This window comes from Phytohalomonas tamaricis, from assembly GCF_003012345.1.
Lineage (GTDB): Bacteria > Pseudomonadota > Gammaproteobacteria > Pseudomonadales > Halomonadaceae > Phytohalomonas > Phytohalomonas tamaricis.
The window spans coordinates 454,843-472,048 of record NZ_PVRV01000019.1 but is presented as its reverse complement, the minus strand read 5'-3'; the positions used below and the strand labels follow the sequence as shown (position 1 = coordinate 472,048).

Genomic DNA, 17,206 nt, shown 5'->3' with positions numbered 1-17,206 from the left:
ATGAATCTGACCACGTCACATTTGATCGCGCTTTTGCCGCTGCTGATCGTCGGTACCACGGTTATCGTTGTCATGCTGGGTGTCGCATGGCGCCGTCACCATGTTGCCAGCGCAACGGTGACGGTCATCGGGCTCAATCTTGCGCTGCTGTCGTTGCTCGCAGTACTAAATGTTACGCCTCTTGAAGTGACACCGTTGATCGTTGTCGATAAATACGCCGTGCTCTATATGGCGTTGATCCTGGTTGCTTCGCTGGCCTGCTCAACGCTGGCTCATGCCTATCTGGAGGGCCTGGACGATCAGCGTGAAGAGTTCTACATGTTGCTCCTGTGCGCGACGATGGGTGGGCTTTTGCTGGTATCGAGCCAGCATCTGGCCTCGCTGTTCATCGGTCTCGAATTACTGTCGGTACCGATTTACGGTATGGCGGCCTACACCTATCGGGATAGAACGTCGCTTGAAGCGGGTATCAAGTACATGGTGCTGTCGGCGATGGCATCGGCCTTTCTGCTGTTCGGAATGGCGCTGCTCTACGCGGAAGCGGGCACGCTAAGCTTCTCGGGGCTAAGTGCACGCATGAGCGGCGGTGAGCTGAGCAGTGCTTGGACGCTGATGGGCGTGGGCATGATGGTGATCGGTTTGGGCTTCAAGCTCTCACTGGCCCCGTTTCACCTGTGGACGCCGGATGTCTATGAAGGCGCACCGGCGCCGGTTTCGGCATTTCTCGCGACCGTCAGCAAGATTGCCGTTTTCGCCGTACTGCTGCGCTTTTTCATGACGGCACCGGCAACCGGTGACGGCTGGCTGCATACGGTGATTGCAATCATTGCCTTTTTGTCGATGCTGGTGGGCAACCTGCTGGCGCTGACCCAGAACAACTTGAAGCGTCTGCTTGGCTATTCTTCGATTGCGCATCTCGGTTATCTGCTCACGGTGATTGTCGCCAGTGACGGCCTTGCCATCGAGACAGCGGGTATCTATCTGATCACCTATGTTGCCACAACCTTAGGTGCCTTCGGCGTGGTGACGCTGGTGTCGAGCCCTTATCAAGGGCCCGATGCCGGCCAGCTCTATCATTATCGTGGTTTATTCTGGCGTCGCCCTTACCTGACCGCGGTGTTGACGTTAATGATGCTGTCACTGGCAGGCATTCCGCTCACCGCAGGCTTCATCGGCAAGTTTTATGCATTGGCGATCGGCGTCGAGTCGAGCCTATGGTGGCTGGTGGCAGGCATTGTTATCGGCAGCGCACTAGGCCTGTATTACTATCTTCGTGTGATGGTCACACTTTACCTGCACGAGCCGGGCGAGAGCCGACGCGACGCGACGGCTAACTGGGGCCAGCGCTCGGGTGGGGTGATGGTACTGCTGCTCGCGCTTGCCGTGCTTGTGATCGGCATCTACCCGCAGCCCATCATTTCGCTGGTAAGAAGTGCTACGCTGATTACCGCCGGGTAGCGATATTGGAAAAGCAGTGGAGAATATGAAGAAGGCCTCGGTCGGAAACGATCGAGGCCTTCTTCATGAGGCTATATCAACAACAATCGCTATACCATTGCACTGGTCGGCGTATCGCCACCGCGCGGCGTACGGGCGATAGCGCGCGCGCAGACGTCAGGTAGCTGAACATCGACGGCAATCGGCAGATGATCCGAGAACATCTGGTCCAGAACGCGCGGATTGCAGGCCTTGAGTGAACTCGACAGCAGAATATGATCGAGTGCCCGACGCGGCTGCCAGGCGGGATAGCTTAAAAGCGCCTTGGGGGGGCTCAGGTCGATAGCCTGACAGAAGCGCGGATGGGCACTGAGCTGCTCAACCGTGCAGTTGAGATCACCCATCACGATGACATGTTTCAAGGGCTCGATGATGTCACAGATATAATCGAACTGACGTGCCTGCGTGCGTTGCCCCAGCGAGAGATGCAGTACGAAAATGTGTAACGCATCCTTGCCCTCACCAAAGCGGGCATGAATGGCGCCCCGACCGGGAGGCCCGGGCAGGCGATGGTTCTCGATCTTCCCCGGTGGGTAGCGGCTGAGCAGGCCGTTGCTGTGCTTGGCAAAACGTCCGAAGTTACGGTTGAGCTGTTGAAAATGGTAGGGAAAGCCGGCCCGGGCCGCCAGATAATCCACCTGATTGATATTGCCCGAGCGAAAACTGCCCCCGTCAACCTCCTGAAGTCCCACCACATCGTATTCATGAAACAGCGTGCCCATCAGATCAAGCCGCTGCTGACGACCGGCATTGGGCAGAAAATGCTGCCAACTGCGCGTGAAGTAGTGATGGTAGGCATGTGTATGAATGCCTACCTGCAGGTTGAACGTCAGCAGTTTCAGTACGTGTGGCGCCTCAGACGTCTTACCTTGTTGCATAACTACCTCTGGTCATTCCAGAACGAACGATCCTTATTGATCTGATTGTTCGTTGCGTACTTTTTCAATCAGCGCATCGGCAATCTTTGGCATATTGTCGAGCCCATTAGCGCTCTGTGGCGTGATGACATAATGACCGTCAATGACAAGGGCCGGTACACCCATCAGGTTGTAGGCACGCATCTGGGCATGGGCCTTATTGATCTCACTTTTGACGCCAAAGGAGTTAAGCGCCTTGAGCGCATCTTCCTTGGAAACACCGTATTGGGTGAAGAATTCAGCGATATCCTCATCATCTGTAAGCGTCTTGCCCTGCTTGTGGATGGCATCGAAGAAGTCGCTATGCATTTTTTCCTGAATGCCCAGTTCTTTTGCCGCATAGAACGCCGTGGCGTGACGTACCCAGGTTTTCCCCATTGTGGCCGGGAGGCGATCAAATACCACATCATCAGGTAGCTGAGCGACCCACTGCTCAAGTGGGGTTTCCAGGGCATAGCAATGAGGGCAGCCATACCAGAAGACTTCGGTAACTTCTATCTTGTCTGATGGCACATGGGTCTGTGCCGGCTCGTCCAGTACGAGATAGTCCTTTCCCGCTTCAGGGGCAGCGGCCATGGCTAGTGTCGACAATCCGAGACCCGCGACTACAGCGATCAACGACTTCAACATTACTCTCATTCTCCTGGCATGATTCGATAGCGGCTAGCTTGCCGGCAAGAGTTGGAACCTGAGGGGTAAAGAAAGGTTCCGTTAGCGGCAAAGATAAATCCATCCTACCTGTTGCAGCCCGCTCAGGCGATACCTGTCTTGTCGCTGAGCGGGTGGCACATGCATTGCAGCATCTTGGGGTAAAGAATGCCATAGAGTGCGTCACAGTTATGCTGGCATGACGGACACGGTGTTACACTAGCTTCACTATATAGATAGCGTAATCTGCAGTAGCTTGCCGGTGCCCTTGTAAAGTGGTCTATATAACCGGCTGAGAATTCGTATCTATCCTCTTTTCGATGTTTCAGGAACCGAACCATGCAGGACGCCGAGCGCCTCAATTACCATACGGCCAAATTTCTCATCAGCGCGCCGACGCTTGCGACCTGTCCTGCCGATGACGGCGCAGAAGTCGCGTTTGCTGGCCGTTCCAACGCAGGCAAGTCAAGTGCGATTAACACCCTGACTCAGCAAAATGCGCTGGCCCGCACGTCGAAGACACCAGGGCGTACCCAGCTGATCAATTTCTTTACGGTGGGGTCAACAGCAGAGCGGCGACTGGTCGATTTGCCCGGTTATGGATTTGCCAAGGTGCCCGAATCGGTCAAGCTGGAATGGCAGCGCCATCTGGCCGATTATCTACGCCGCCGCCGTTCGCTCAAGGGCACGATACTGGTCATGGACGTTCGTCATCCGTTGACCGAGTTCGACCAGATGATGCTTGGCTGGGCCGATAATGAAAGGATGCCGGTGCATCTGCTATTGACCAAGGCCGACAAGCTCAAGCGTGGTGCAGCCATGAGCGCGTTGCAGAAAGTACGCAGCGCCATGCGTGAGTGGGAGGATCTCGTCAGCGTACAGCTGTTTTCCTCGCATAATCGGCAGGGCGTCGATGAACTTTCGGCACGGCTGGACAGCTGGTTGCTCGAGAAGGCCGATATTTAGAAGAGCGCGTGCTTGGGCCGTGTTTACCTTGGCTGTCTAGAAAGAGTAAGTGCGCCTAGAAGGAATAGATGCGTTTGCTGATGGGATAGTTGTAGCGCAGGGCCGGCGCATCATCGGTCTGGTCGCTGGCCTTGTCGTGATCATGCAGGCGGGTCTGCAACATGGCGACGATGTCGTCCTGCTGTGTTGAGAATGCCGGTAGAACGGGTCTCGATTCGTCCAGGTTGTTGGGATAACGCAGTTGCAACGATGTACCTGCGGCGTCTGGGCGGGACGCATCTGTCACCTGGCGAAGCGTCAACTCCGGGACTAGCAACACGATGCCCAGCGCGCACAGCACGATAGAGATGCTAAACAGATCGATCGGGCGCATGGTGTTATCCGCAGAGAGGTTTGAAGTCCATAATAGTTCTATTTTACCGCAATTCCTGATATTGGAATGCGCTTAATTGGCGTGATCGATACGTTCGAGCAGGGCGGGCAGCTCACGGATATGAGTGAGGCGATAAATCCCTTCCGGACAGGAGTGATGCTCATTCTTGGCATCGATCCAGGCGACCTTCATGCCGAGCCGATAGGCGGGCAGCACATCTTCCTGCCATGAATCTCCCACATGCATGGCGCGTGACGGAGGCGTATGCCCCATGCGCGCTAGCGCGGACAGGAACGCGCGTGCATCAGGTTTGGGAGCAAGAAATTCACCGGCATTGATGATCACGTCAAATGCTTTACCGATGTCGAGTCGTCTGAGATCGACGTTGCCATTGGTAATCGCGCCCAGGCGGTACTGACCACTCAGCGTAACGAGCATGGCCGGCACTTCCTCGAACACGATGATGTCATGTCTTAACTCGAGCATGTGCTCAATCGCTTCGCTCGCCCAGCGGGCAGCCTCGTCTGTGGGTAGGCCAAACTCGATCAGCATCTCACGCAGTGTCTCACGGCGAACCCAGGTAAAATCGCCGCGCCGTACGGGGTGACGTTTGGCGAACTCAAGCCGGCGCTGCTGATACTCTTCAAGCGGAAAGGTGGCGGCGTGGCCGATCTGACGGTCAAGCCACTCATAGTGGCCAGGCTCAGTGCGGGCCATGACGGGATAGTTTTCCCAGAAGGTATCGTCGAGGTCGAAGGTTAATACGTCGATCATAGTAATCCTTGGGGCAGAGATGCTGTCGTGCTATCTATCTCAGCTCGGTTTACGCCGCCGGGCGCGGGGGTGTGCAGCATCATAGGTTTCGGCCAGATGCTGCCAGTCGAGACGGGTATAAACCTGTGTGGTCGAAAGATGGGCGTGTCCCAGCAGCTCCTGCACAGCGCGTAGATCATGGCTCGATTCGAGCAGATGGCTGGCAAAGCTGTGGCGCAGCCGATGAGGGTGAAGATGCTCGGGCAGGCCACGCTCACGTGCCAGTTTAGCCAAGCGTAGCTGTATTGCACGCGGACCTAGCCGGGTGCCCTGTTGACTGAGAAACAGCGCTGGCTCATCAGTGCTCGCCAGCGTGGCACGAATAGCCAGCCAGTCCTTGAGCGCTGCCTGGGCGCGGGTGCCGACCGGGACCTGACGCGGCTTTCCTCCTTTACCCCACACCCGCACCCGCTGGGCCTGCAGGTTCTGCAGATCGAGCGCGACCAGTTCGGCCAAGCGCAGTCCGGAAGAGTAAAGCAGCTCAAGCATGGCTTGATCGCGCAGCGCGAGCGGCGAACCGTCATGCGGTGTATCGAGAAAACGCGCTAGCAGATCGACATCGACAGGGCGCGGCAGATGCTGCGGCAGTTTGGGGGTGTCAACCAGACGTGCCGGGTTACGTGCCAGAATTCCCTGAGTGACCAGCATATCGCAAAAGCGACGCAACGCAGCCTGACGCCGAGCGAGGCTGCGTGCCGCGAGCCCACGGGTGCGTTCGTGGCCGAGGAAGCGGCGCACTAGCGCTGCATCCAGTGTCGACCAATGCGTCATGCCCTGCGCGACGACAAATTCGAGTACGATGGCCAAATCACGCCGGTACGCATCTACCGTGGCTGGGCTATGCGCTTCGCTGAGACGGTTCAGGAATATCTCAAGCGGTTCAAGCAATGCCGCTGACGACTCACTGGCAGTACCATTCACGCCGCGTTCCTTATCAGCAGGCGGCCCACCACATCGCCAAGATAATCGACAAATAATGTGCCGAGCGTGGCGCGGAAATACTCAGGATCGGGATTGGCGATAATTAGATAGCCCTGTCGGGTACCGAGCGCCAGGCGAGTGACCGCACATGATCCATGCGATAGTCCCTCAGGCGAGACGGGCAGAAGATGCCTCCAGCTATCGGCGTCAAGCGAGCAGCAGCGGCTATGATGGCCATCAAGCAGGGCTTCAAGGCGCATAGATATCGTATCGTTGAGAGCGAACGTTGGAGGCTGCAGCGCTTCAGCAGGTGGGTCGCCAGGCAATACGGGGCGCCACAGCGCGACGGCACGAACCTTGAAGCGTTCGGAGAGCGTCGTCGCCAGCGTCTGGGCCATGGCGTCGCGGCTATCCGTCTCAAGCAGGACGAGAATGAGCTCACGGACACGCTGGTACTGCGCTTCGTTATGACGCGCGGTATCCAGCAGGGCATTCAGGCGCTGCTCGGCACCGTCGGCCCGATGGCGCAGATCGTGCACCAGACGCTCAAGCAACGAGATGGCGCCGTCCCGTGCTTCAGGGTGCGGAACCTTCAGTTGCTGGAGCAGACCCTCGCGCCCGACAAAGAAATCGGGGTGACGCACTAACCATTGCGCTACCTGCTCAGGGTCAAGTGTGCGGCGCGGTTCGATAGCCGAAGCTCGAGACATATCGCCTTCCTCCGAAAACGTCGGTCTGGGTAGCAGGCGTGCCATGACACGCCTAATAATAGTCCGCTTCAAATGGCAACACGACCGTCAAAGACCCGTTCAGCCGGGCCGGTCATGATCATGCTGTCATCGCCGCCTGACCATTCCAACGTTAGCCTTCCGCCGGGCAAATCAATATCGACCGGACTTGTGAGCAGGCCACGACGGATGCCGCTGGCCACCGCCGCGCAGGCACCGGTGCCGCAAGCCAGTGTTTCGCCGACACCACGCTCGAACACGCGCAGCCGGGCTTCATGGGCGGAGACGATCTGCAGGAAACCGACATTGACCCTTCTGGGAAAACGTGGATGAGCTTCTAGGCGAGGGCCGAGCGTCAATACCGGGGCACTGTCGACATCATCAACTACCAGCACGGCATGAGGATTGCCCATTGATACGACGCCAAACTCGACCGCTTCATTGTCGATTTCAATGCGGTGTACGGGAAGATCCGCTTCGGCATCGAACGGCAGAGCCGCCGGTTCAAAGCGCGGTGCGCCCATGTCCACGCGCACACGACCATCAGCGGTGAGCTTGAGGGTGAGCGGACCGCCTTGCGTTTCGACACGGATCTCACGCTTGGTTGTCAGCGCATTATCGACGACAAAGCGTGCAAAACAGCGCGCCCCGTTGCCGCAATTCTCGACTTCGCTGCCATCGGAATTAAATATTCGGTAGCGGAAATCCATATCCGGGTTGCGTGGTGGCTCGACCAGCAATAGCTGATCGAAGCCAATGCCAAAGTGACGGTCAGCCCATTGGCGAATGCGCGTCTCGTCCAGTCGGGCGCGCTGCGTGATCAGGTCAATGACCATGAAGTCATTACCCAATCCGTGCATTTTGGTGAAGTGCAAAAGCATCAGCCGCTCTCCGGTGCACACCATGTATCGAACTAATCGTGGTTTTTGTTAAACGTCAGCATCTTCCGGTAGCAAGGCTTCATCCGCCCATAGCATTTCCAATGGCTCACGCTTGCGGACCACATGCGTATGTCCACCGTCGACCATCACTTCGGCCGGGCGCTGACGTGTATTGTAGTTCGAGGCCATCACGAAGCCGTAGGCGCCGGCTGAGCGTACGGCAAGCAGATCGCCTGCGGCAATCGCCAGATCGCGCTCCTTGCCGAGAAAATCGCCTGATTCACAGACGGGACCGACCACGTCGAAAGTATCCGTTTCTCGTGCGGTACGCGTATCGACCGGCTCGATCGCTTGCCAGGCCTGATAGAGCGAAGGGCGGATCAGGTCATTCATGCCGGCATCAATAATGGCAAAGTTCTTGGTTTCACCCGGCTTGAGGTACTCAACGCGCGTCAGTAACAGGCCAGCGTTGGCAGAAATCGAGCGACCGGGTTCGAAAATCAGCTCAAGCTGGCGGGCGCTATCCCACTGAGCAAGACGGTCACGTACTGCATCGATGTAGCTGCCAGGGTCAGGCGGTGTTTCGCCCTGATAATTGACGCCGAGACCACCGCCGAGATCGATATGCTTGATCTCGATTCCTTTGGCGTGCAGCTGATCAAGCAGGACAAGCAGTCGGTCAAGCGCATCCAGAAATGGCGTGATTTCGGTCAGCTGCGAACCGATATGGCAGTCGATGCCGACCACCTCGATATGCGCCATAGCGTGGGCACGGGCATAGACGTCGAGCGCCTCGGCGATCGGTACGCCAAACTTGTTGTCTTTAAGACCGGTCGAGATATAAGGATGAGTCCCGGCGTCAACGTCAGGATTGACGCGCAGCGAGACACGTGCGGTCTTGCCAAGGCGGCCGGCAATGTCATCGAGACGTTCAAGCTCCGGCAATGATTCGACGTTGAAGCACTTGATACCGATCTCAAGTGCACGTGCCATCTCATCGGCTTTCTTTGCCACACCGGAGAACACCACCTTGGCCGGGTCACCGCCAGCGGCAAGCACGCGTTCCAGCTCCCCGACAGAGACGATATCGAAACCGGCGCCAAGCCTTGCCAACAGGTTGAGCACGGCCAGGTTCGAGTTCGCTTTCAAGGCGTAGCAGACCAGATGCGGGCATCCTTCAAGCGCGCGCGCATAGGCCAGATAGTGTTCGGTAAAGGCCGCTCTGGAATAGACGTAACAAGGCGTGCCGAAGCGTTCGGCAATATCGATCAGCGAAACGTCTTCGGCGTGGAGTACGCCGCTACGGATTGCGAAAGGCGTCGTCATGGCGTCCTTCATTCGGTCGAAGTGGTGGTCGGAATACTGCCCGGTGCACTGTGTGTCGATGTCGCGCCGCCCGGCGTCAAATTGACGGCATCGCTATCGCCGGGCGTCGGCGGGACGTCTTCGCCCGGCTCCGTGCCGACCCCCTCGCCACTGCTTGGGGTCTGACGATTATCCTGCTGCTGAGACTGCTGTTGTTCATCGCGCTGCTGCTGATCGCCATATTCATTGGTCGGATCGTATCGTTCACGCGATGCTTCGTCGTCGGGCATGTACAGTGGACCCTTCTGGCCGCAGCCGGCCAAGAGGGTGGAGGAAACCAATGTACAGGCGAAAAGGGCAAACATGCGGCGCATGGTCAGGCTCCCTGGGCCGAAGGGTTGACAGCATTCAATGAGCTAAGCGCGTCGCGCGCGCGCTGTGCTGCCGCGCTTACCTGGTCGGGCGCGGTGCCGCCAATGTGATTACGTGCCGCTACCGAGCCTTCAAGGGTCAGTACTTCGAACACATCGTCATCAATCATGGTGGAGAACTGCTTGAGTTCATCCAGCGACATCTCGGCGAGATCCTTGCCTTGAGCAATACCGTAGGCTACTGACTTGCCGACGATTTCATGTGCATCGCGGAAGGCAACGCCGCGCCGGACCAGATAATCGGCCAGGTCGGTGGCGGTGGCAAAACCACGACTCGCCGCCTCGCGCATGTTGTCGGCCTTGGCGCGCAGTGCCGGAACCATATCCGCAAAGGCACGCAAGCAGCCCTTGACAGTATCGAGCGTGTCGAACAGAGGCTCCTTGTCCTCCTGGTTATCCTTGTTGTAGGCCAGCGGCTGCGACTTCATCAGCGTAAGCAGGCCCATCAGGTGGCCATAGACACGCCCGGTCTTGCCGCGTACCAGTTCGGGTACGTCGGGGTTCTTCTTCTGCGGCATGATTGAGGAGCCGGTGCAGAAGCGATCGGGCAGGTCGATGAAGTCGAACTGCGCGCTGGTCCATAGCACCAGCTCTTCACTCATGCGTGACAGGTGCATCAGGAGGATACTGGCGAACGCGGTGAATTCGATCGCGAAGTCGCGGTCGCTGACGGCGTCGAGAGAATTCTCGGCAGGACGCTCGAAGCCGAGCAGTTCGGCAGTGACGTGACGGTCAATGGGGTAGGTGGTGCCAGCCAATGCAGCGGCGCCCAGCGGCATGATATTGACACGTTTGCGGCAATCGAGCAGACGCTCATGATCACGCGCGATCATCTCTTGCCAGGCCAGAAGGTGATGACCAAAAGTCACCGGCTGCGCGGTCTGCAAATGGGTGAAGCCCGGCATGATGGTGTCGGCTTCCTGCGCGGCGAGTTCGATCATGCCCTTGCGCAGACGGGTGATCTCTTCCGCGACGATGTCGATTTCGTCTCTGAGATAAAGGCGGATATCGGTGGCAATCTGGTCGTTGCGCGAACGGCCGGTATGAAGCTTCTTGCCGGTAATGCCGATCTTGTCGGTCAGGCGCGCCTCGATGTTCATGTGAACATCCTCAAGTGCCACTGACCATTCGATCTCACCGCGCTCAATGTCAGCTTCAATCTCTTGAAGCCCATTGACGATGGCGTCACGCTCCTGCTCGGTCAATACCCCGACTCGCGCCAGCATGGTGGCATGGGCGATTGAGCCGCGGATGTCATGATGATAGAGGCGCTGATCGAAACCGATCGAGGCGGTAAACGCCGCAACGAATTCATCCGTGGGTTCGGTGAAGCGCCCGCCCCACGATTGGTTGGTCTGTTGAGTCATCGGGCTTGGCTATCCTGCATGAATAATTAGTGAACAATATGCCCGAGTGTACCAGACTCCGAGGGCTTGGCTCTGCCCAAACGCGTTGTCAAAACGCATCGATGATTGCAGCAGCGGTTTTTACCGGGCAGGCTCTGCTTTATGATATATCCATTGATCGCCATGCTAGGCCAAGTGCGGCATGACGGCATTGTTGATTTTTCACGCATATAACGCCTTGCTTACCTTTGGGAGCGCCCGTGCCCGCTAGAACTACGCTCAAGATCGCGACTCGTAAAAGTCAGCTCGCCCTATGGCAGGCAGAGCATGTCAAGGCTCGTCTGGAAGCGCTTCATCCAGGCCTTTCGGTTGAACTCGTCAGTATGTCGACACGCGGTGACAAGATTCTCGACACGCCACTGGCCAAGGTGGGTGGCAAGGGGCTGTTCGTCAAGGAACTTGAGGAAGCCATGCTGGCAGGGCTTGCCGACATCGCTGTGCATTCGATGAAGGACGTTCCGATGTATTTCCCCGAAGGCCTCGGCCTCGCGGTCATCATGGATCGCGGCGCGCCGACGGATGCCTTTGTCTCCAATCATTACGCTGGTTTCGATGAGCTGCCGGAAGGCGCTGTGGTCGGTACCTCGAGCCTTCGTCGTACTTTGCAGGTCCGTGAAGCACGTCCCGATCTGCGTGTGATCAGCCTGCGCGGTAACGTGCAGACACGGCTGGGTAAGCTCGATGCTGGTGAGTTCGATGCGATCATTCTTGCCACTTCGGGCTTACAGCGCCTTGAGCTGACGGAACGTATAACTGCTGAGCTGGCGCCCGAGATTTCCCTGCCTGCCTGTGGTCAGGGGGCGCTGGGCATCGAGTGTCGCATGGATGATGAAGAGTTGATGGCCTTGGTTGCACCGCTCAGCGATGCACGCAGTACCTTGCAGGTTCTGGCCGAGCGGGCGATGAATACGCGGCTTGAAGGAGGGTGTCAGGTCCCGATAGGGGGCTATGCGGTACTTGAGGAGGACGATCAAACGCTATGGTTGCGTGCTTTGGTGGGATCTCCCGACGGTACTCAGGTGCTGCGTGCCGAAGCGCGTGGACCGGCACAGGCGCCTGAACAGCTTGGCGTTCAAGTCGCAGAAGACCTGCTTGCACGCGGTGCGCGCGACATACTGGAAGCAGTTTATGCTGATGAGCGTCCGCCGCGCTGATGGTGGCTGGCCCTCGCGGTTGGACATGAGGTGAGAGAATAAACGGCACGATGACCACTTCCGCCCTGCCTGTACTTATTGCGCGCCCTGGCACACGCGCTCAAGCGCTGGTCGATATTATCGAGCGCCAAGGCTTTAGTGTGCAGCATCTGAACGTGATGACGCTGGAACCTCTTGAGCCAACGGCAAAGATGCGTGGCGTGTTGTATGATCTGGATATGTACGCCCATGTGATCTGTACCAGCCCGTTCGCGGCACAGTGCCTGGCGGACAGTATTGAAACGTACTGGCCCCAGTTGCCGATCGGCGTGGCTTTTTATGCTACAGGCATCAGTACCGCGGAGGTGCTTGGCGGACGTCTTGGTGTTCGCGTCCATTGTCCCGCGCCGGGCAGTGGCAGTGCGAGCGAAGCGCTGCTGTCGCTTGGCAGGTTGCGTGAGGTCGATGCAGCGCAAGTGTTGATTGTTTCCGGCGAGGGAGGGCGCGATCTGCTGCGCACGACGCTTGAGTCACGCGGTGCCACTGTGACCACGTTGCCGCTCTATCGGCGGCGTCTGCATGCCCCGGATGATGAAGGCCTCATGCAACTGCAGCACGGTGGTTTTGCGGCGCTAATCGTGACCAGCGCCGAGCAGCTTGATCATTTGGCGCAGTGGTGCGGTGCGCCAGCAAAAAGGCGAGTGCTTATCGTCTCCAGCCAGCGATTAGCTACACTGGCACAAACCTATGGTTTTTCACGCATTAGCATTGCCGGCGACGCGACGCCGGCCACTCTTGGCGCCACGGTGGCGAGCGCTTGTAGCAAGGCGGCTTCCGCCTCTCCATGAAGAATAAGGCTAGCGAACATGAGCAAGCACGAAAACGACAAGGACGATAAGACCACTGCGCAAACAGGTGGTACTTCGCATGATGACGCGCCCCGTACGCCTGCTGAATCACGCTCAGGCGATGCACATTCACCCTATGCCGCAGATAGCGCGGCCTTGGGAGGCGCCGCGTCTACCCGTGACGACGCAACGCTGCACGACAGGACGACGGACAAGACGTCCTCTGCGGCTGACGTTACGACGGGCACCGATACAAAAGGAAAAGGAGCGACGAGTAGTGGGGCGTCAGTATCTGGCTCCACTGTCCACGGCGCTACGAGCAGCAAGGCCAGGCCGGGGAGCAGTGCGACGGGAACGACGACTCATGCAGCGCCCAAGGCAGAAACGCCACTTCATGGCAATTCTGGCGGGAATGGCACTGGTGGTAACGGTGAGTCCTCCAAGGGAAAAAGCCGTGGTCTGATCCTAGCCCTCTTGGTCATCTTGTTGCTTGTCCTGCTGGCCGCGTTGGCCTGGGGCGCCATGAAGTTCATGCATCAGCAGCGTGACATCGATGCGCTTAAACAGCAGGTGCAGAATACCTCAGCGCTTAAGAGCCAGGTGCAGAGCAGCCAGCAGAAAACCGCCTCGCTCAGTAATCGGCTTGATAGCGTTGATCAGGACATGGATCGTGTCCTCAAGGAGCTTGCCGCTACGCAACAGACGGATGCGCGGGAATGGCTCTATGCCGAGGTCGAGTATTTGCTGCGTCTGGCCAATCAACGTCTACAGCTTGAGCGCGATGTCGAAGGTGCCCAGGCGCTGTTGCAGAGTGCCGATCAGCGTCTTGAACGCGCGGATAATCCTGCCTTCCTGCCGGTACGACGTGAGATCCACTCCGAACTGGCGGCTCTGGATTCCGTGCCTGACGTTGACCGTTCCGGCATTTATCTCCAGCTTGCCGCTGAAGCTGAACAGCTCTCCCAGCTACCGTTGTCACAAGATACTGAGGCGCTTTCAGCGCAGGTTGATGATGGCTCTAGCTACTCAGGCGGCTGGCGTGAGCAGCTTGCGCGGGTAGGTAACCAGTTCAAGGATCTGGTCACCGTGCGTCATCACGATAAAGTCTTGGAGGCCTTGATCACGCCTGAGCAGGAAGGTTACTTGCGTCAAAATGTGCGGCTTTTACTTGAACAGGCCCAGCTGGCCATGTTGAAAGGAGAGCCCAAGGTCTTCCGCACCAGTCTTGAGCGCGCCAGTGAGCTGGTCAAGAACTATTACAAGACTGACAACGATGGCGTGCAAAAGGTTCTGAAGCGCCTGAATGAACTGGCTGGTAAAAACATCCAGCCCAAGTTGCCTGATATCAGTGCCTCGCTCACGCAGCTTCGTGAGGTGGTGTCAGACCGTACGGGAACCAGCGTGGTGGGGCAACAAGGCAGCAATGAGCAGGGCAGCAACAGTGCAAGTTCAGTGGCTGACAGTCAGCGTTCGGTACCCTCCAGCCCGGAAAGCGATCAGACTGATCAGACTAGTAGCCCAGCGGCTGGCGGCCAGAATAATGGCAGCTCTAACAGCTCTAACAGCTCTAACAGCTCTAACAGCTCTAACAGCTCTAACAGCTCTAACAGCAGTGAACAGAATAATGCCGAGCAGACAGGCAATGCTCCTTCTGGTGAGAGCGGCCAGCGCACTAATGAAATGAGCCAGCCTGCGCCGAGTGAACAAAACGCTGAACAGGCTCAGGGTGAAGATGCCAGCGAACAGGAGGCCCAAACCCTATGAGAAAGTTTATCCTGTTCATCATCGTTGGCCTGGCAGTGGGGGCACTGCTGGGTCAGCTCATGCTGTCTACGCCGGGCTACTGGCTGGTCCGCGTCGGTGATACCTCTATCCAGACCTCGTTTTGGCTAGGCTTGCTGATTCTGATCGCATTGTTTCTGGTCATGCATTTCTTGCTGCGTGTGCTCATGCGCATGCGCCGCCCGATCAGCCGGCTAAAGATATGGAACTCACGGACACGCAACCGCCAGGCAATGCGTCGTACCGTCCGCGGTCTTGTCGCGTTGGCCGAGGGACGCTGGCGGCGGGCCGAGCGCTCACTCACCCGTTCCGCCCATGATTCCTCAACGCCATTGGTGAACTATCTCTCGGCAGCTCTCGCCGCGCACTATCAAGGACGTTACGACCAATCCGAGGCGCTGCTTAAGCAGGCGCATTACAGCACTGAGGGGGCCGATACTGCCGTTGGGCTGGTGCAGGCGCAGCTGATGCTTGATCGTCAGCAGCACGAGCAGGCACTCGCGACCCTGACGCGGCTTGAAAAGCAGCACCCAGAACATCCGCAGGTGCTAAAACTGCTCAAGCAGGCTTATCTCAGCGTCAATGATTGGGACGGCATTCGCAGTATACTGCCGAGACTTGAACGCTATAACCTGCTCTCCGAGGATGAACGGCATGTGCTGGAACGGCGTACCTATATCGCGTTGATTCGTCATGCAGCGCGCGATCGCAAGGATATCGAGCGTGTACGTGAACTATGGACTGACATGCCCGATGAGCTGCGTAGCGATGTCGAGCTGGTCATCCTGTATACGGAAGCGCTGGTGCAGGCAGGGGATGAAGCCCAGGCCGAACGCTTACTGCGTCAAGCCTTGAAAGATCATTGGGATGCACGTCTGCTGCTGCGCTATGGACTGCTCAATATTGATGCTGATCGTCAGCTTGCCTATGCCGAGAAGTGGTTACAGGAGCGGCCCAACGACGCCGAGCTGTTGCTTACGCTGGGCAGACTATCGCTGCGCAACGCCTACTGGGGTAAAGCGCAGGAATACTTCGAAGCCAGTCATCGCCAGCGCCCGAGTGGTACTGTCTGCGCCGAGTTGGCTCGCCTCTATGCCAATCTGGGCGATCACAACAAGAGTCAGCTCTACTATCGCAAGAGTGTCGAGTTGCTAGACAAGTCGCTGCCGGCTCTGCCACAGCCGAGCGAGCGGACACGCTAGCCCGTCGTGAAGCGGTCTGGTTGGTTTTGGAAGGCGCCTCGGGGCGCCTTCTTTTATGAGTGTCAATTAACGCTGTAACCGCGTCCGGTCAGACAGGCCGACAAGGCGCGCCGGTAGGTATCTGCAACCGTGGCGGCCGGAGCCTGCTGCGCACTGGCTGGATCAAAGCCGCTCTGTGAGACTGCCCATGAATGACATTCATAGCGGTCCTTGCTCTGCTGCTCCTGGGTCTGCCCGTGGGCCGGGTAGGCTATAACATCGTAGCGGTTGGGGTCGCTCTGCTGGACGGCAGGTGGAGGGGCCACTGCTTCATAGCGTTGTGTATTGGCATTCCATAAGTAGTAGGTGCCCGCCGCAATGAAATATAGCGCGCTGCCAATCCACAGCTCACGAGCGAAGTTGGGTAGACCATGCCCGTGGCGTGGACCGGGGCCTTGATAGTGGTCGGGTCCTCGGGGACCACCATGGCCATCTCTAGGCCCCGCATAGGCGGGCATTATCAGGGTCGCGGCCAGCAATCCAGCCATCACGGTACGCAAGCCAGCTATATTCATTGCGCTACTCCAGATCGTTTATGAAAATGAAGACTACCAAGAGTAGTCTTCACCACGGCCTATTATTTGCCATGGATGCAAGCGACGAGTAGGGGGTAATCAGGGATAAACGAAGGAAATCGCCTGCGCTGAATCATGGCTCCAGGCAGGCGTGGGCTTTTTGGCTTTATATAAGCGGTGAGAAGATTACACCGTCAATGGAAGCGTGCATGCTCGATCGCCAGGCACTATGCTTTATATTGCCCTTGTTTCATTAATTCTTTTTTCTTGGCGGCCATCTGTACGCCAAGTTCGCTTAGCACCTCGCTGGACATGGTATCGCGGGCCTGGACGAACATCTCCTCTTCCTCCTCCTCGATATGGTGCTCAAGAAGTTCCTTAAGTACCTTAGCCCTGCCGGAAAACTGCAGGCTGGCCGGGTCCGTCTTCTTCAGGTCGGGAATGATGAGGTCTTCGACAGCACGATGTTCTTCCTTGGCTTCGAAGTACATCTTGTCGTTTTCCTTACCGTTACTGTCCTTGAAGGCGGGATAGAAAATTTCTTCTTCTAAAAAGGTATGGGCGTGCAGTTCCAGTGCGATCTTCTCAAGCAGCTCGGGGCGGGTTTTCTTGGCGCGCTCGGTTGTTTTCGAAAGTTGGTCGAGTAGATCAAGCAGCTTGACATGATCATCCTTGAGCAGCTCAATGGCATCCATTGGCATGATAGCGTTCCTTTTGCATCAGCTAGTGACGGGATATGTCCAGACGTTGACGTTATTTTGAAATACGCGCTTCGCTTACGCGCACCCTGTGCTGCATGAG

Annotated in this window: 18 protein-coding genes; 6 read left to right on the top strand and 12 right to left on the bottom strand. The window is 57.5% G+C overall.

Translation table 11 applies throughout. From position 1 onward, the window contains the following. Positions 1 to 1,458, top strand: coding sequence for an NADH-quinone oxidoreductase subunit NuoN (gene nuoN / locus C3Z11_RS04140; protein ID WP_106476551.1), 1,458 nt, complete (start codon positions 1 to 3; stop codon positions 1,456 to 1,458). 89 nt (positions 1,459 to 1,547) lie between these two features. Here nuoN and C3Z11_RS04135 read toward each other — a convergent pair whose 3' ends face one another. Next, positions 1,548 to 2,375 carry an endonuclease/exonuclease/phosphatase family protein gene (locus C3Z11_RS04135; protein ID WP_106476549.1) on the bottom strand — a complete coding sequence of 276 codons (828 nt, stop codon included), beginning with the start codon at positions 2,373 to 2,375 and terminating at the stop codon, positions 1,548 to 1,550. A 33-nt stretch (positions 2,376 to 2,408) separates the two neighbouring features. Next, positions 2,409 to 3,044 carry a thiol:disulfide interchange protein DsbA/DsbL gene (locus C3Z11_RS04130; RefSeq protein ID WP_106476547.1) on the bottom strand — a complete coding sequence of 212 codons (636 nt, stop codon included), beginning with the start codon at positions 3,042 to 3,044 and terminating at the stop codon, positions 2,409 to 2,411. Between the two features lie 357 nt (positions 3,045 to 3,401). Between C3Z11_RS04130 and yihA the strand changes: the two genes are divergently transcribed. Further along, complete coding sequence (gene yihA, locus C3Z11_RS04125; RefSeq protein ID WP_106476545.1) at positions 3,402 to 4,028, top strand: ribosome biogenesis GTP-binding protein YihA/YsxC; 627 nt, start codon at positions 3,402 to 3,404, stop codon at positions 4,026 to 4,028. 55 nt (positions 4,029 to 4,083) lie between these two features. Here the strand turns inward: yihA and C3Z11_RS04120 are convergent, their stop codons facing one another. The 8 genes from C3Z11_RS04120 to argH form a co-directional block, all read right to left on the bottom strand. Continuing rightward, positions 4,084 to 4,401: a hypothetical protein gene (locus C3Z11_RS04120; protein ID WP_106476543.1), complete on the bottom strand. Its 318-nt coding sequence runs from the start codon at positions 4,399 to 4,401 to the stop codon at positions 4,084 to 4,086. Positions 4,402 to 4,473: 72 nt separating this feature from the next. After that, entirely contained in the window at positions 4,474 to 5,175 is a 702-nt protein-coding gene (locus tag C3Z11_RS04115; protein ID WP_106476541.1) for an HAD family hydrolase, read from the bottom strand. 39 nt (positions 5,176 to 5,214) lie between these two features. Next, entirely contained in the window at positions 5,215 to 6,135 is a 921-nt protein-coding gene (locus tag C3Z11_RS04110) for a tyrosine recombinase XerC (protein ID WP_394810192.1), read from the bottom strand. Beyond that, on the bottom strand, positions 6,132 to 6,845 hold the full coding sequence (locus C3Z11_RS04105; protein ID WP_106476539.1) for a DUF484 family protein: 714 nt from the start codon (positions 6,843 to 6,845) through the stop codon (positions 6,132 to 6,134). The genes C3Z11_RS04110 and C3Z11_RS04105 overlap by 4 nt, the downstream gene beginning before the upstream one ends. Before the next feature lie 68 nt (positions 6,846 to 6,913). Next, positions 6,914 to 7,744 (bottom strand): diaminopimelate epimerase, encoded by an 831-nt coding sequence (gene dapF / locus C3Z11_RS04100; RefSeq protein WP_106476537.1) that lies wholly within the window; start codon positions 7,742 to 7,744, stop codon positions 6,914 to 6,916. 48 nt (positions 7,745 to 7,792) lie between these two features. Continuing rightward, positions 7,793 to 9,070, bottom strand: a complete 1,278-nt coding sequence (gene lysA, locus C3Z11_RS04095) for a diaminopimelate decarboxylase (RefSeq protein ID WP_106476535.1) — start codon at positions 9,068 to 9,070, stop codon at positions 7,793 to 7,795. An 8-nt stretch (positions 9,071 to 9,078) separates the two neighbouring features. After that, positions 9,079 to 9,423: an LPS translocon maturation chaperone LptM gene (lptM, locus tag C3Z11_RS17245; protein WP_106476533.1), complete on the bottom strand. Its 345-nt coding sequence runs from the start codon at positions 9,421 to 9,423 to the stop codon at positions 9,079 to 9,081. Between the two features lie 2 nt (positions 9,424 to 9,425). Next, on the bottom strand, positions 9,426 to 10,847 hold the full coding sequence (gene argH / locus C3Z11_RS04085) for an argininosuccinate lyase (protein WP_106476531.1): 1,422 nt from the start codon (positions 10,845 to 10,847) through the stop codon (positions 9,426 to 9,428). A gap of 239 nt (positions 10,848 to 11,086) precedes the next feature. Between argH and hemC the strand changes: the two genes are divergently transcribed. Genes hemC through C3Z11_RS04065 form a run of 4 tightly spaced genes read left to right on the top strand, consistent with a single transcriptional unit; the run spans position 11,087 to position 15,851 of the window. Beyond that, a complete protein-coding gene (gene hemC, locus C3Z11_RS04080) occupies positions 11,087 to 12,040 on the top strand; it encodes a hydroxymethylbilane synthase (RefSeq protein WP_106476529.1) in 954 nt (317 codons plus the stop codon). A gap of 50 nt (positions 12,041 to 12,090) precedes the next feature. Next, the gene (locus tag C3Z11_RS04075) at positions 12,091 to 12,867 is read left to right on the top strand and encodes a uroporphyrinogen-III synthase (RefSeq protein ID WP_106476527.1); all 777 of its coding nucleotides are present in this window, start codon (positions 12,091 to 12,093) and stop codon (positions 12,865 to 12,867) included. Between the two features lie 18 nt (positions 12,868 to 12,885). Further along, entirely contained in the window at positions 12,886 to 14,631 is a 1,746-nt protein-coding gene (locus C3Z11_RS04070) for a uroporphyrinogen-III C-methyltransferase (protein ID WP_262927223.1), read from the top strand. Then, positions 14,628 to 15,851, top strand: a complete 1,224-nt coding sequence (locus C3Z11_RS04065) for a heme biosynthesis HemY N-terminal domain-containing protein (protein WP_106476524.1) — start codon at positions 14,628 to 14,630, stop codon at positions 15,849 to 15,851. The genes C3Z11_RS04070 and C3Z11_RS04065 overlap by 4 nt, the downstream gene beginning before the upstream one ends. A gap of 62 nt (positions 15,852 to 15,913) precedes the next feature. On the opposite strand, the gene C3Z11_RS04060 is transcribed toward C3Z11_RS04065, so the two are convergent. Then, the gene (locus tag C3Z11_RS04060; RefSeq protein ID WP_106476522.1) at positions 15,914 to 16,405 is read right to left on the bottom strand and encodes a hypothetical protein; all 492 of its coding nucleotides are present in this window, start codon (positions 16,403 to 16,405) and stop codon (positions 15,914 to 15,916) included. Between the two features lie 227 nt (positions 16,406 to 16,632). Beyond that, complete coding sequence (locus tag C3Z11_RS04055; RefSeq protein WP_262927222.1) at positions 16,633 to 17,106, bottom strand: hemerythrin domain-containing protein; 474 nt, start codon at positions 17,104 to 17,106, stop codon at positions 16,633 to 16,635. Between the last annotated feature and the right edge of the window lie 100 nt (positions 17,107 to 17,206).